Raw genomic sequence first — 14,043 nt, forward strand, 5'->3', positions numbered from 1 at the left:
CTCACTCGGCGGCGATCACGACCTCCACCCGCCGGTTCAGCCGCCGCCCCTCGGGGGTGGCGTTGCTGGCCCGCGGCGCCAGCGCGCCGACCCCGGCCGCCTCCAGCCGGGCGCCGGCCAGGCCCAGCCGCTCCACCAGATAGCGGCGCACGGATTCGGCGCGCTGGCGCGACAGCGCCTGGTTGGCCGCCGCGTCGCCGCTGGCATCGCTATGGCCGACCACGGTCGCACGGGCCCGGGGATGCGCCGTCATCCAGGCCGCCAGCTGAGAGACGCTGGCGGGCACGGGCTCCGGCAGGTCGGCAGAGCCGGTCGCGAAATCCAGGCCGTCCAGCACGGCCATGCCCTTCCCGTCCAGCGCCTGCGCGATATCCGCGACCGGCGCGGGCGCCCCCGCCCCCGGCTCGGCCGGGACCTGCGCCGGGACCGCGACGGGCCGGGGGGCCACCGGTTCGGGCCGGATCACGCTTTCCTGCCAGACCACGTCGCTGCCGGTGCGGCTGACCAGCACCAGCCGCAGCCCGGTTTCCGCGCCGCTGCCGGTCTCGACCGCGAAGGCATGGAACTCGGCCAGGTCCAGATACATCTCGGGCGGCGGCAGCAGCTCCAGCGCACGGCGGAAATCGAATCCGCCGCAGTCCTCCGTGGCACAGTCGAAGAGGATGCGCCCGCCCCCGGCCGCTGCCTCGGCGCGCAGCCCCTCGAACACGCCTGCAACGCTGGCCTGCCCGTCAAGCGGGCGGCGCCACGCCGCCAGCCGCCGCACGCCCTGCACGGCACGCAGCGGCACGGCGGTGCCGTCGAAGACCCCCACCGGCAGGCTGTAGCGTCCCGGCGGATCCTCGCGCGTTCCGGTGGCGACGGCCGCGGCGGGCGCCTGCGCGAGGGCCGGGGCGGCCATCAGGGCCGCGGCCAGGATCGCCCGGATCACGGCGCCGGCACCCGGTAGTGATAGCGCAGCACCGGGCGCATCCCCAGCCCCGCATAGAGCGCCCGCGCCCCGGCATTCGCCTCCGTGACAGCCAGGGCCAGGACCTCTCCGCCCCGGCCGGCCGCCCAGGCCGCGGCCCGGGCCAGCAGGCGCGCGGCATTGCCGCGACGGCGCAAGGCGGGGCTGATCTCCATGGCGTGGATCATCGCGACCGGCCCGTCCATGGCGACGAAGGCGGTCCCGGCCGGCCGGTCGCCATCGCGCGCCAGCAGCGACACATGCGGCCCCGCGACCCGCGCCATCACGGCAAGCCGGTCGCGCCCGATCCCGCCGAGCCCCCAGATTTCCTCCTGGATCGCCAGGGGCGGCCAATGCGCGAAGGTCGAGAGCGGCGGCGTCGCGATCCCGCCGAAGGCCGAGAGCGGCGCGGCATGGACGATGGTCGGATCCCCCACCGCCCAGCCCCCGCCTTCCAGCAGCGCATCCAGCCCCGGTGTGTCCGGCAGGATCTGGAAAACCGGCCTCTGCCCCCAGGCCTGCATCTGCGCCACGGCCCGCGGCAGCGCGGCGGCCAGCCCCTCCGCCCCCGGCAGGGCGCGGGCCGCCGTGACGCGCTGCCCTCCGCCGGCCGAGCGGCGCAGCATGAAGGGGCCCATCGCGACCTCCTCCGCGGCGGGCCATGTCGCGGCCAGCGCCCGGCGCATCCGCTCCGCGTCGGGCAGGCTCACTTGCCCACCTGCGGCAGCACCTCGCCCAGCCGCGCCATGGCCGCGTCGATGCGCGGACCATCCGTGCCGCGCACGACGATCTGGGCGCCGAAGGCCCCGTCGCGCTGGAACGGGTAGCTGCCCATCGACAGGTCCGGGAAATCCCGCGCCAGCGCGCCCAGCGGTCCGGCGATCTCGCCCTCGGGCATGTAGAGCGTCACCGACTGGCTCAGCAGCGGCGCGCCCCCGGTCAGCCCCGGCAGGACCGAGGCGACCATCGCCTCGAAGACGGCGGGCACGCCCGCCATGACATGGACATTGCCCAGGATGAAGCCCGGCGCCGCCGAGACCGGATTGTCGATCAGCGCCGCACCCTCGGGAATGCGCGCCATGCGCAGCCGCGCCTCGTTGATCGTCGTGCCGCGATTGGCGTAATGCGCCTCGAGGATCGCGCGGGCATCGTCGCGCACGCCGATATGCGCGCCGAAGGCGGCGGCGACGGCATCGGCGGTGATGTCGTCATGGGTGGGGCCGATCCCGCCGGAGGTGAAGACATAGGTGTGGGCCTCCGACAGCGCCGTCACCGCGGCGGTGATGGTGGCGGCGATGTCGGGGATGACGCGGACCTCCATCAGCGGGATGTTGTGGCGGGTCAGCTCCCCGGCCAGGAAATGCATGTTGGAATCGCGCGTGCGCCCCGAGAGGATCTCGTCCCCGATCACCAGCATCGCCGCCGTGGGAGTATCCGTCATGTCCTGTCCTTTCCGGGTTGGCCTCGGCCAGATCTAGGCCTTCGCTAGCCCGCTTCCATGCGCGGATCAACTGTCCAGACCTTGGCACGGGCGCAAGCCCGGGCCGCGCCCGACCCTCCCCCCGGGAGGGCGCTTTCGGCCTGTCGTCCAGCACCTGCGCCTGGTCATCTGGCAGCGCCCAACAAAGCTCGCCCCGAGCCCCCGCCCTCCCAGGCTCGGGCGCGCCCCTTCCCGCTATGCTTCAACCGCCGCCGGAACCGTAGCGGGCAGAGGCAGATCCGGCACGACCTCCGGGCGCACGAAGTCCGCGTAGCACTGCGACAGGGCGGCAACCAATTCCTTGATGTCCGGCCCCAGAAGATAGCTCGCGCCCGAGCCGATCGCTCCGAAGAGCTGTGGCAGGTAGATCGGAGCCACGGTTCCGGCTGCCGCAGCGGATGCGGGCAAGACGAAATCCCGCAACCAGTCGATTTTGGGATTCTTGAACCCCGCTTCCAGCAAACGGTTCTTCAGCGCGATATCGTCTCTTGCCTTGTCCAACTCCGTCCGCAGCCGGGCGAGTTCCGCTTCGGCTTCGCGGAGCTTCCTGACCAAACCGGCAACATCAGCGGCTGACCCCTGAAGCAGCTTCGCAAGCGCCGGATCGCTTTCCGGTCCCTCGGACAGGACGTCCTGCGATAGCTTGAACAGCCGGATCGCCAGCGCCTCGATAGGCTCGAAGGGCTCCGGCAAGCCATCATTGCGTATCCGCTTCGTGGCTTGGATGACCCCGTCAAGATATCGCGCAAGTCCTTCGGCACAAAGGCTCGCAGATTGCCTCTCATTGCGCAGGATTTCTGCCTGTCGCCGCGCGGCCTCACCGTTGAGAGGTGTTCTGTCACCAATCAGTCGTTGGATAGCCTCGGCCACCGCTGCCGGACCTTCCTGCCAAACCTCGTCCGGGATCAGGGCGACTTGGCGGCAAAGGTCCCAATCCGTCCAGTCTCCGGCGAGGACCGCGAGGTACCAGCGTTTCCAGAAACCCCAGATTGCATCATCGGTCGCGAAAAACTCAAACAGCCTGATCCGGCCTTGCAGGCGGTCAGTTGGTTCGGCCCGATCTGGCCAAAGCGAGGAAGCTCCGCCTCCGTGCCGTCGCAAATCTGCAACCATAGCAGGCGTCATCTCCGCGGAAAGAGCCGCCTCCGACCCCGACAACGACGCGGCAACAGCTGCTGAATGGACCTCCCCCGATAGCGGAACATCTGCGGCGGCAGCGCCGGCAAGAGCTGCACTGATCCCGCTAACTTCCGATGGTCCCCCGCCTGTTGCGGCTGCCGCCAGAAAGCGCGCAGCATTGTTGGCTCCCAGCGCAGAACTATGAGCAGCGCGCTTGATATCCTCCCCAATTGCTCTGGAACATGCCGCCGCCGTTGCCGAGGTCAATGTCGCGCGCAAAACTGGCAGAACGCATTCTGGAAGCACGTCCGGCTTTACGAACCCCAGCCCCGGCAACGCCCTGAGAGCCGACCGCGCCGCTAGGTGAATCGCCACCTGATGCGGCTGGTCCTTCAGCCAGGCCTCAATGCTTGCCTCGTCGGTAAACTCCGCCATGCGGCCGCTCCGCTCAAATCACCGCCACCCTGCCCCCGCGCCCTGCCTCCCACAACCCGCTTGACGCCGCAGCCATTCCCGCGCATCTGGCGGCCATGTCCAAGGAAAAGAAACCCCAGCAGGTCTATACCCTTCTCGTCCAGCTCGGCCGCAAGGCCGGGGACGGGCTGCCCGAGGGCGCGACCGGCGCGGCGCTGATGTGCTATTCGTCGGGCGTCGACGAGGCCGAGGCGGTGCGCGAAACCGTCGCCGTGCTGAAACAGGCCGACCTGGCGCCGCTGGATGTCACCGGCTACGGCACGCGGCAGGAACGCGAGGCGACCGGCCACGAGATCGACCCCGAAGAGAGCGACCTGATGGATCGCGCCCTGGCCGAGAATGCCGTGATCGTCGCCCAGATGACCCCCTTCTTCGGCGAGGACGAGGACGAGTGACCCCGGGGGGCGGATTGCGCCCCCCTGCCCGGCGCGTTAGGTCCCTTGGCGAAGGAGACCGCCGATGACCACCGATCCCGTCGCGCTGACCCGCCGCCTGATCCGCTGCCCCTCCGTCACCCCCGAGGAGGGCGGCGCGCTGGACCTGCTGAGCGCGGAACTGACCGCCGCCGGGTTCACCTGCATCCGCATCGACCGCAACGGTACCCCCAACCTCTTTGCCCGCTGGGGCGACAGGGGGCATGCCAGAACCTTCGGCTTCAACGGCCATACCGACGTGGTGCCGGTGGGCGATGCGGGCGCCTGGACCATGGACCCGTTCGGCGCGGAGGAGGCGGAAGGCTGGCTCTATGGCCGCGGCGCCACCGACATGAAATCGGGCGTCGCCGCCTTTGCCGCGGCGGCCATCGATTTCGTCACCGCGACGCCGCCCGATGGCGCGGTGATCCTGGCGATCACCGGCGACGAGGAAGGCCCGGCCCGCGACGGCACGGTCGCGATCCTCGACTGGATGCAGCAGGCGGGCGAGGCGATGACCGCCTGCCTGGTGGGCGAACCCACCTGCCCCGAGAGTTTCGGCGAGATGATGAAGATCGGGCGGCGCGGCTCGCTCAGCGCCTTCTTCACCGCCACCGGCGTCCAGGGCCATGTCGCCTATCCGCACAAGGCCGCGAACCCCGTGGCGGCGATGGCGAAGCTGGTGGACCGGCTGGCCTCGGCCCGGCTGGATGCGGGCAGCGCCCATTTCGACCCCTCGACCCTGGCGGTGACGACCTTCGACACCGGCAATCCCGCGACCAACGTGATCCCCGCCCAGTGCCGCGCGACGGTCAATATCCGCTTCAACGACCTGCATGACGGCGCCGGGCTGACCGGCTGGCTGTCGCAGCAGATGGCGCAGGTGGCGGCAGAGACCGGCATCGGCTTCGACATGACCACCTCGCTTTCGGGCGAGAGCTTCCTGACCCCGCCCGGCCCGCTGGTGGACCTGGTGGCCCGCGCGGTGACGGCCGAGACCGGCGTCACGCCGGTGATGTCCACCTCGGGCGGCACCTCGGATGCGCGTTTCGTCAAGGATCACTGCCCGGTCGTCGAATTCGGCCTGGTCGGGCACCGCATGCACCAGGTGGACGAACGCGTGGAGATCGCCCAGATCGACCGGCTCAAGGCCGTCTATTCCCGCATCCTGACGGAGTATTTCGACGAATGACCATCACCGAAGCCACCACCGCCCGCGACATGGACGACATCCGTGCGCTGCGCCAGGCCGTCTTCGTCGAGGAACAGAACGTGCCGCCCGAACTGGAATGGGACGGGCTGGACGGCGCGGCCCGGCACCTGATCGCGCGCCAGGACGGGAACCCGGCGGGAACCCTGCGCTGGCGGATCACCGGCGAGGAGTCCGAGATCGCCAAGATCGAGAGGGTCTGCGTCCTGGACACCTATCGCGGCACCGGGCTGGGCGCGCAGCTGATGTTCGCCGCGCTCGACGCCATCGGCGCCGCGCCCGACATCCAGCGCATCAAGCTCTCCTCGCAGGTCGCGGCGATCGGATTCTACCGCAACCTGGGCTTCACCGAGGAGGGGCCGGAATACGACGATGCGGGCATTCCGCATGTCGACATGTGGCGCCAGCGCCCCTGATCCAGCCGGGCGCGGCGCCACCTTGGCACCGGCGGGGCGCACAGCTAGAACGGGGCCAAGCATCGCCTGCGAGGACCTTCCATGACCTTCCGCCACAAGCACCTGCTCGGCATCGAGCCGCTTCACCCCGAAGAGATCGGCACCGTGCTGGACCTGGCCGACCGCTATGCCGAGATGAACCGGCGCGAGAACAAGCATGGCGACGCGCTGGCCGGGATGACCCAGGTCAACATGTTCTTCGAGAACTCCACCCGCACGCAATCCAGCTTCGAGCTGGCGGGCAAGCGGCTGGGGGCGGACGTGATGTCGATGTCGATGCAGACCTCCTCGGTCAAGAAGGGCGAGACGCTGATCGACACGGCGGTGACGCTGAACGCGATGCATCCCGACCTGCTGGTGGTGCGCCACCCGCATTCGGGCGCGGTGGACCTGCTGTCGGAGAAGGTGAACTGCGCGGTGCTCAATGCCGGGGACGGCCGGCACGAACACCCGACCCAGGCGCTTCTGGATGCGCTGACCATCCGCCGCGCCAAGGGGCGGCTGCACCGGCTGAACATCGCCATCTGCGGCGACATCGCCCATAGCCGCGTGGCGCGCTCGAACATCCTCCTGCTGCACAAGATGGAGAACCGCGTGCGCCTGGTCGGGCCGCCCACGCTGATGCCCGCGGGCGTCGCCGACTGGGGCGTCGAGATCTATCACGACATGCGCGAAGGCCTGGCCGATTGCGACGTGGTGATGATGCTGCGGCTTCAGCGCGAGCGGATGGATGGCGGCTTCATCCCGTCCGAGCGGGAATATTTCCACCGCTTCGGACTGGATGCCGAGAAGCTGGGCTATGCCAGGCCCGACGCCATCGTCATGCATCCCGGCCCGATGAATCGCGGGGTGGAGATCGACGGGCTGATCGCCGACGACCTGACCCGCTCCGTGATCCGCGAGCAGGTGGAGATGGGCGTCGCGGTGCGCATGGCCGCGATGGACCTGCTGGCGCGCAACCTGCGCGCCGGGCGGGCCGCCGCCCCGGTCCTGGCATGAGCGATCCCAGGGACCCCCGCGCCAGCGGCATGATCGCGGCGGCCGCGCTTGTCGTGATGGCGGTGCTGACCGTCCTGGTGGTGGTGCTTGCCTGACACGCTGCCGCATCCGCCCGCACGCCCGGGACAGAATCCGCTGGCGGGCATGGGCTGGATGGCGCTGTCGGGCCTGGCCTTCGTCTGTTTCATCGCCGCGATGAAATCGGTCGGCAGCGCCCTGCCCGTGGCCGAGGGGGCCTTCCTGCGCTTCGCCTTCGGGCTGGTCTTCCTTCTGCCGCTGGCGGGGCAGATCCGGGCGCATTGGCCGCGCGGACGCGACCTGAGGCTGTTCCTGCTGCGCGGCGCGGTCCATTCGGTGGCGATCTGCGCCTGGTTCTTCGCCATCGCGCGCATCCCGATCGCCGAGGTCACCGCCATCAACTATCTCTCGCCGGTCTGCGTCACGGTCGGTGCGGCGCTGTTCCTGGGCGAACGGCTGGCGGCACGGCGCATCGCGGCGGTCATCGTGGCGCTGATCGGCGCTCTGATCCTGCTGCGGCCCGGATTCCGCACGCTGGAACCCGGCCATCTGGCGATGATCCTCGCCGCGGTCAGCCTGGGCACGTCCTACGTGATCGGCAAGACCCTGGCAGCGCGGTTCCCCGCCGGGCTGGTCGTCGCCTGGATGAGCCTGGCGGTCACGCCGATCCTGGCGCCGCTCGCCCTGGCCGACTGGGTGACGCCCTCCTGGCCCGTGCTGGGCCTGCTGGCCCTGGCGGCGGGCTTCGCCAATCTGGGCCATTACCTGATGACCCTGGCATTCCGCGCCGCGCCGGTGGCCGTGACCCAGCCCGTCACCTTCCTGCAGCTGGTCTGGTCGGTGATCCTCGGCCTGGTGGTCTTCGGCGAACCGGTCGATCCCTTCGTGCTGATCGGCGGCGGGGTGATCGTCGGCGCGGTCTCCTTCATCGCCTGGCGCGAACACATGCTCGGGCGCAGGGCCGCACGGACGACTTGATCCCGGTCAAGGCGGGCCGCCCCGAGCAGGTGCAGTCTGGTCGCGCACCCCAGCGAGGAGACCGACCATGACCCATGTCCCCCATGCCCTGGCCGAGGAATTTCCCGACCGGATCGAGGCGCTGCGCCGCCTGCGCCAGAGCGATGCCCATGTCGCGCGCCTGACGGAAGACTATACCGAGATCAACGACATCCTGCACCGGGTCGACTGCAACCTGCAGCCGATGTGCGATGTCGAGGCGCTGCGGCTGCGCCGGGCCCGCGTCGCGCTGAAGGACGAACTGGCGCGGATGCTGGATCGCGCGCCCGCCGCGACCGCCTGAGGGCGCCCGTCCCTTCCGGAACCGCCCGGCCTTGCGCAGGCGCCGACCGCGCTTTAGCCAAGGACCGGACCAATCCGGAGAGACGACATGAAGAAGATCCCGCTTGGACAAACCGGGCTGCTGGTGACCGAGCTCTGCCTCGGCACCATGACCTGGGGCAGCCAGAACACCGAGGCCGAGGGCCATGCCCAGATCGACATGGCCGCCGATCGCGGCATCAATTTCATGGACACGGCCGAGATGTATCCCGTCGCGCCGGTTCTGGAAGAGACCGTCGGCGACACGGAAGAGATCATCGGCAACTGGTTCGCCCGCACCGGCCGCCGCGATGACTGGGTTCTGGCCACCAAGATCGGCGGCCAGGGCGGCAAGGCGCGCGGCGGCGCCCCGATCAGCGGACCCGAGATCCGCAAGGCGGTGGAGGCCTCGCTGCGGCGGCTGAAGACCGATGTCATCGACATCTACCAGCTGCACTGGCCCAATCGCGGCTCCTACGCCTTCCGCCAGAACTGGCGCTATGATCCCTCCGCGCAGAACCGCAACGAGACGGTGGCGCATATGCAGGACGTGCTGGCGGAACTGGACCGCCTGATCCGCGAGGGCAAGCTGCGCCATGTCGGCCTGTCGAATGAAAGCGCCTGGGGGATGGCCACCTGGACGCGCCTCGCCGACGAGGCGGGCCTGCCCCGCATGGCGACCATCCAGAACGAGTACTCCCTGCTCTACCGCGAATTCGACACGGATGCGGCCGAGGCCTCGATCAACGAGCAGATCCCGCTCCTGGCCTATTCGCCCCTGGCGACGGGGCTGCTGACCGGAAAGTACCGCGATGGCGCGATCCCCGAGGGCAGCCGCGCGACGCGCAACCCCGATCTGGGCGGCCGCCTGACCCCGCGGGCGCTGGAGGCGGAGGCGGCCTATGCGGAAATCGCCCGCAGGCACGGTCTGGACCCCGTGCACATGGCGCTGGCCTTCTGCCTGTCGCGTCCCTTCATGGGCGCCGCGATCATCGGCGCGACCTCCCTGCCGCAGCTGGAGCAGTGCCTGGCGGCGGATGGCGTGACGCTGAGCGACGATTGCCTCGCCGACATCGCCGCGGTGCACAAGGCGCATCCGCAGCCCTACTGATCCTGACGGGCATGAAAAAGCTCTGGCCGGGCCTCCCCTCCCGGCCAGAGCGCGGTGTTCGAGGTCAGCCGCATCGCAGGGGCCTCCCCTCCCCTGCGAATGCGGCCGACCGTCTATGAAGGTGCGGATTGGCGGGCCTGGCCCGGATGGGCATCAGCCCCTCGCACTCTCCAAATACTCCCGTTCCATCCTGACCCGCGCAGCAGCGCGGCGGCCATGCATGGAGGGCGTATGCCGTTTCAACCTGTATCTTGCGTAAAGCCCAAGCGCCGCTCCTGCAAGACTGATAACGAGTTCCATGGGTGAAAAAATCTTTTCCCCGAACAGGGCGGCCAGAATCGCCAGGCCATAGGCCCAGAAGCCGGTGAACCCGACGACACAGAGAAAGGCCCAGACTTTCTTCATTCACCGTCCTCCGAACCTGCCGCCTGCCAGAGGGCAGAATGCTGCATCCAGCCCTGTCAGGTTGTCGCAGGCACGATAGCCCGACTCACCCGGCACCCGTCAAGACGATCCATGCCCGGGATCGCATATATTTCATATACGGGTGCGGGTTTCATGCCGGGCGCGCGCCTCATCCGCTCCACCAGCCGCGCATCCAGTGGCTGCCGATCACGGTGACCGCGGAAAGCCAGTAGAACAGGAAGAACAGATTGGCGGATTTCAGGAACCCCAGGGACATGCGCGCCACCGGATCGCTGTCGGCCCGCGCCTGCAGCGCCGCCCTGTATTCCGCGAATCCGCCGGCATTGCCGATGACGCGCGCGTAGAACAGGGCCCGCCAGTACAGCAGGAACAACAGCGGAAATCCGATCGCCAGCCCGATATAGGCCAGCGCATAGATGCGGTCGATCTGTTGCGCCACCACGCTGCCGATCCCTCCGGTTGCCGCGCCTGCGGGGGCGCCCGGGCAGGCTAGGACGGAAACCTTGCGGCTTGGTCAATGCCGCCCGGCTGGATCACATCAGGTCCTCCTCGGCCTCCCCGGCCGAGATGCCCAGGGCTTCCAGCCCGTCTTCCAGATATCCGGCAAGCTGCGGCAGTCCCGCCAGATAGCTTTCGGTCGGCGACCGCGCCTCGTCCCGCGCGGTGGACAGGGCCTCGTCCCATTCCTCGGGGGCGAAGCTTTCGCGGCCGATCCATGCGATGGCGACCAGGGCCAGCGCGTCATCCTCGGTCAGCCCGGCGATGAACGCGGAGAGTTCGGCACGTGCGGTGGATGACCCGCTATCCTCGGCCTCGCGCGCCAGCAGGATCACCTGCGCCACGATATCGGGATGTATCTCGGGCATTTTCGCCTCCTTCTGCAGTCCACCTCCAGACGATGGGCCGAGTCGGGCGCGGAGGAAAGGCGGCAGATCCGTTTTGCCGCACCTTCCGGCGGGATCGCGCGGATGGGGGCGGGCCGGGCGCACCGGCCCGCCCCCGGGATCACCGGCTGCGCTCCCCCCGCCGGAGCGGCCCGCGGCCGACCGGCAGGCCGATATCCCGCCGCAGGTGGTCGGGCATCTCCTCGAGCCTGCGCCGGAGCGCGGGCGCGCGCAGGCAGCCGACCAGCGCGGCAAGGACGAAGCGGCCGGAGCCGTATTCGGCCACCAGCGCATCGATGGCGACGGAAAGCGGCATGGGGGTGCCGGGAATGGTCTGTTTCATAATGGTCATGACATGTCCCCGCCCGTGATCGCACGGCGGCGGGCCTTTCATTGGGTTCGGGAAGAAGGGAAGGATCAGGCACGCAACCGCCTGACCGGGCGCATCACGCCGGCCGGAAGGTCCGGAAACTGATCGGGAAGGTCAGGGGCGGGGCCGGATCAGGCGGTAAAGGCCTGTCGGGTCATGCCCTTGACACCGGAAACCTGTCGCCATGCGGAATAGGCACGCAGCATGCGCTTGGTCGCGATCATGGAGGCCCTCCTTCGGCTCGGGTCAACGGATGCCAGCGCCATAGCCGGGTTTCGCGCAGCCGCAAAACGAAAAATGCCGCGGTTCTGCCGCTGTGGCAGAACCGCGGCACGGGGCCGGGAGGGCGGGCGCGCGCAGCTCAGCGGAAGCGCAAGTTCTCGGGCGACAGGTCGGCCACCGACCGCGCCCCCATCAGCCGCATGCCGCGGATCAGCTCCGCCTGCATCTGGCCGAGCGCGCGCTCCACGCCGGGCTGACCGGCAGCGGCCAGCGGATAGAGGTAGAACCGTCCGCCGCCCACGGCCTTGGCGCCCAGGCTCAGCGCCTTCAGCACATGCGTGCCGCGCTGGATGCCCGAATCCATGATCACGTCGATCTGGTCGCCCACCGCGTCGACGATTTCCTTGAGCTGGTCGAAGGGCGCGCGCGAGCCGTCTAGCTGTCGCCCCCCATGGTTGGACAGCACGATCCCGGTGCAGCCGATCTCGACCGCGCGCTTCGCATCCGCGACCGACATGATGCCCTTCAGGCAGAACTGGCCGCCCCAGTCGCGCACCATCTCCGCCACGTCGTCCCAGGTCATCGAGGGGTCGAGCATCTCGGTGAAGTAGCGCCCGATCGACAGGCTGTCCCCGCCCATGTCGATATGCGCGTCCAGCTGCGGCAGGCTGAACTTCTCGTGGGTGAGGTAGTTGATCCCCCAGGCCGGCTTCATCGCGAATTGCGCCATGCCCGCGGGGGTCAGGCGGAAGGGGATGGAAAAGCCGGTGCGCAGGTCGCGTTCGCGGTTGCCGCCGGTGATGCTGTCCACGGTCAGCATCATCACGTCGATGCCCGACTCCTTGGCCGTCTGCATCATCGCCCGGTTCAGCCCGCGATCCTTGTGGAAATAGAACTGGTAGCATTGCGGCGTGGAATACTGCCTGCGCAGCTCGGCCATGGAGGTGGTGCCCAGCGAGGAGACCCCGAACATCGTGCCGAATTTCGAGGCGGCCGCCGCCACGGCGCGTTCGCCGTCGTGATGGAACAGCCGCTGCAGCGCGGTGGGCGAACAATAGATCGGCAGGGCCAGCTTCTGCCCCATCACCGTCACCGACAGGTCGACATCCTGCACGCCTGCGAGGACCGAGGGCACCAGATCGCAGCTATCGAAGCTTTCGCTGTTGCGCCGGTAGGTGACTTCGTCATCCGCAGCCCCGTCGATATAGTTGAAGATGGGCCCCGGCAGGCGCTGCCTGGCCAGCCGCCGGAAGTCGTGAAAATTGTGGCAATCGCTCAGACGCATGTGCTCCTCCCGCGGCGCGGGCCCCCTTACCAGTCGCTGGTCACGAGCCCTATCCCCCTTTCCTGCATCTGGTCAATCATTCTTGCCAATTCCCGCGGGGCGACGGCTCATTCCGGCGTCAGGCGGATCAGGGCGCCGTCTTCCGCATCGGTCAGGATCATCACCGCCCCGTCGGGGGCCAGCTCGACATCCCGGATGCGCGCCATGCCCTGCAGGTAGCGCGCCTCGCCCGTGACGCGCCCGTCCTCCAGCACCAGCCGCACCAGCGCCTGTCCGCGCAGCCCCCCGATCAGCAGATCGCCCTGCCAGCCGGGAAACATGCCGCCCTCGTAGAAGGCCATCCCCGAGGGGGCGATGACCGGATCCCAGTAATAGACGGGCTGCTCCATCCCCGCGCGCGCCGTCTCGCCCTGCCCGACCGCGGTGCCGTTATAGTTCACCCCGTAGGAGATCACCGGCCAGCCATAGTTCTTCCCCGCCTCGGGACGGTTCAGCTCGTCGCCGCCGCGCGGGCCGTGCTCGACCGTCCAGAGCGCCCCGTCCGGCCCGATCGCCGCGGCCTGCAGGTTGCGATGTCCCCAGGACCAGACGCCCGGCGCGCCGCCCTCGATCCGCGGATTGCCCGGCGCCGGACCGCCATCGGGCGCGATGCGGATGACCTTGCCCAGCTGGGCCGAGACATCCTGGGCCAGGCCGCGCGCCGCCGCGACCGACCGTTCGCCGGTCGTGACGAAAAGCATCCCCTGCCTGTCGAAGACCAGCCGCCCGCCGAAATGCGCGGTCGACTCCCAGGCCGGATCCTGGCGGAAGATCACCCGGACATCCTCCATCCGCGTGCCATCCGCCGACAGGCGCCCCGAGGCGACGCTGGTGCTGTTGCGGCCGTCGCCGCGCGGTTCGGCATAGCTCCACCAGACCCGGCGCGTGGCGGCGAAATCCTCGCGGATGGCGACGTCCAGCAACCCGCCCTGGCGCCGCGCATCCACTGCCGGAAGCCCCGCCACCGGGTCCGAGACCGCACCATCCGCCCCGATGATCCGCAGCCGTCCGGGCCGCTCGCTCACCAGCCAGCCGCCCCCGGGCAGCGCCGCCATCCCCCATGGATGCTCCAGCCCCTCGGCCACCACGGCCCGGCGCAGCGCCGGCTCCGCCGCCAGTTCCGGTGCGCGGGTCTGTCCGGCAAAGGCCGGTTCCTGGCCGACCGCATTGGGCGGGGCGTCATTGAAGGACTGCGCCCCGGCACAGGCGGAGAACCCCAGAACGGCGGAGAGGGCGGCGGGAAGACGGAGAGAGGAAAGCATGCGGGCCTCG

17 protein-coding genes are annotated in these 14,043 nt (G+C 69.4%); 7 read left to right on the forward strand and 10 right to left on the reverse strand.

Annotation, left to right across the window (positions count from 1 at the left end; all coding sequences use genetic code 11):
* Window position 1: 1 nt before the first annotated feature.
* The 4 genes from ICN82_RS21655 to ICN82_RS12305 form a co-directional block, all read right to left on the reverse strand.
* A complete protein-coding gene (locus tag ICN82_RS21655; RefSeq protein WP_193183178.1) occupies window positions 2–931 on the reverse strand; it encodes an OmpA family protein in 930 nt (309 codons plus the stop codon).
* On the reverse strand, window positions 928–1,659 hold the full coding sequence (locus ICN82_RS12295) for a GNAT family N-acetyltransferase (RefSeq protein ID WP_330999001.1): 732 nt from the start codon (window positions 1,657–1,659) through the stop codon (window positions 928–930). Before ICN82_RS12295 ends, ICN82_RS21655 begins: the two co-directional genes overlap by 4 nt.
* Window positions 1,656–2,390 (reverse strand): competence/damage-inducible protein A, encoded by a 735-nt coding sequence (locus ICN82_RS12300; protein WP_193183180.1) that lies wholly within the window; start codon window positions 2,388–2,390, stop codon window positions 1,656–1,658. The genes ICN82_RS12295 and ICN82_RS12300 overlap by 4 nt, the downstream gene beginning before the upstream one ends.
* A gap of 234 nt (window positions 2,391–2,624) precedes the next feature.
* On the reverse strand, window positions 2,625–3,983 hold the full coding sequence (locus ICN82_RS12305; protein ID WP_193183182.1) for a hypothetical protein: 1,359 nt from the start codon (window positions 3,981–3,983) through the stop codon (window positions 2,625–2,627).
* A 95-nt stretch (window positions 3,984–4,078) separates the two neighbouring features.
* Between ICN82_RS12305 and ICN82_RS12310 the strand changes: the two genes are divergently transcribed.
* The 7 genes from ICN82_RS12310 (at window position 4,079) to ICN82_RS12340 (ending at window position 9,545) form a co-directional block, all read left to right on the forward strand.
* Complete coding sequence (locus ICN82_RS12310) at window positions 4,079–4,417, forward strand: hypothetical protein (protein WP_193183184.1); 339 nt, start codon at window positions 4,079–4,081, stop codon at window positions 4,415–4,417.
* A gap of 64 nt (window positions 4,418–4,481) precedes the next feature.
* The gene (dapE, locus tag ICN82_RS12315) at window positions 4,482–5,627 is read left to right on the forward strand and encodes a succinyl-diaminopimelate desuccinylase (RefSeq protein ID WP_193183186.1); all 1,146 of its coding nucleotides are present in this window, start codon (window positions 4,482–4,484) and stop codon (window positions 5,625–5,627) included.
* Window positions 5,624–6,061, forward strand: coding sequence for a GNAT family N-acetyltransferase (locus tag ICN82_RS12320; protein WP_193183188.1), 438 nt, complete (start codon window positions 5,624–5,626; stop codon window positions 6,059–6,061). Before dapE ends, ICN82_RS12320 begins: the two co-directional genes overlap by 4 nt.
* Before the next feature lie 81 nt (window positions 6,062–6,142).
* A complete protein-coding gene (locus tag ICN82_RS12325; RefSeq protein ID WP_193183190.1) occupies window positions 6,143–7,099 on the forward strand; it encodes an aspartate carbamoyltransferase catalytic subunit in 957 nt (318 codons plus the stop codon).
* 144 nt (window positions 7,100–7,243) lie between these two features.
* Window positions 7,244–8,095 (forward strand): DMT family transporter, encoded by an 852-nt coding sequence (locus tag ICN82_RS12330; RefSeq protein WP_193183256.1) that lies wholly within the window; start codon window positions 7,244–7,246, stop codon window positions 8,093–8,095.
* 67 nt (window positions 8,096–8,162) lie between these two features.
* Entirely contained in the window at window positions 8,163–8,417 is a 255-nt protein-coding gene (locus ICN82_RS12335) for a YdcH family protein (RefSeq protein WP_193183192.1), read from the forward strand.
* A gap of 87 nt (window positions 8,418–8,504) precedes the next feature.
* The gene (locus ICN82_RS12340) at window positions 8,505–9,545 is read left to right on the forward strand and encodes an aldo/keto reductase (protein ID WP_193183194.1); all 1,041 of its coding nucleotides are present in this window, start codon (window positions 8,505–8,507) and stop codon (window positions 9,543–9,545) included.
* A 153-nt stretch (window positions 9,546–9,698) separates the two neighbouring features.
* Here ICN82_RS12340 and ICN82_RS12345 read toward each other — a convergent pair whose 3' ends face one another.
* From ICN82_RS12345 to ICN82_RS12370, 6 genes are all read right to left on the reverse strand, one after another.
* Complete coding sequence (locus ICN82_RS12345; protein WP_193183196.1) at window positions 9,699–9,950, reverse strand: hypothetical protein; 252 nt, start codon at window positions 9,948–9,950, stop codon at window positions 9,699–9,701.
* Window positions 9,951–10,119: 169 nt separating this feature from the next.
* On the reverse strand, window positions 10,120–10,413 hold the full coding sequence (locus ICN82_RS12350; protein ID WP_193183198.1) for a hypothetical protein: 294 nt from the start codon (window positions 10,411–10,413) through the stop codon (window positions 10,120–10,122).
* A gap of 91 nt (window positions 10,414–10,504) precedes the next feature.
* Window positions 10,505–10,837, reverse strand: a complete 333-nt coding sequence (locus ICN82_RS12355; protein ID WP_193183200.1) for a DUF3775 domain-containing protein — start codon at window positions 10,835–10,837, stop codon at window positions 10,505–10,507.
* 139 nt (window positions 10,838–10,976) lie between these two features.
* Window positions 10,977–11,207 carry a hypothetical protein gene (locus tag ICN82_RS12360; protein ID WP_193183202.1) on the reverse strand — a complete coding sequence of 77 codons (231 nt, stop codon included), beginning with the start codon at window positions 11,205–11,207 and terminating at the stop codon, window positions 10,977–10,979.
* Between the two features lie 379 nt (window positions 11,208–11,586).
* Entirely contained in the window at window positions 11,587–12,732 is a 1,146-nt protein-coding gene (locus ICN82_RS12365; protein WP_193183204.1) for an alpha-hydroxy acid oxidase, read from the reverse strand.
* Between the two features lie 107 nt (window positions 12,733–12,839).
* On the reverse strand, window positions 12,840–14,033 hold the full coding sequence (locus ICN82_RS12370) for a PQQ-dependent sugar dehydrogenase (protein WP_193183206.1): 1,194 nt from the start codon (window positions 14,031–14,033) through the stop codon (window positions 12,840–12,842).
* Between the last annotated feature and the right edge of the window lie 10 nt (window positions 14,034–14,043).

The organism is Mangrovicoccus algicola (assembly GCF_014903745.1).
In the GTDB taxonomy this organism is placed as follows: domain Bacteria; phylum Pseudomonadota; class Alphaproteobacteria; order Rhodobacterales; family Rhodobacteraceae; genus Mangrovicoccus; species Mangrovicoccus algicola.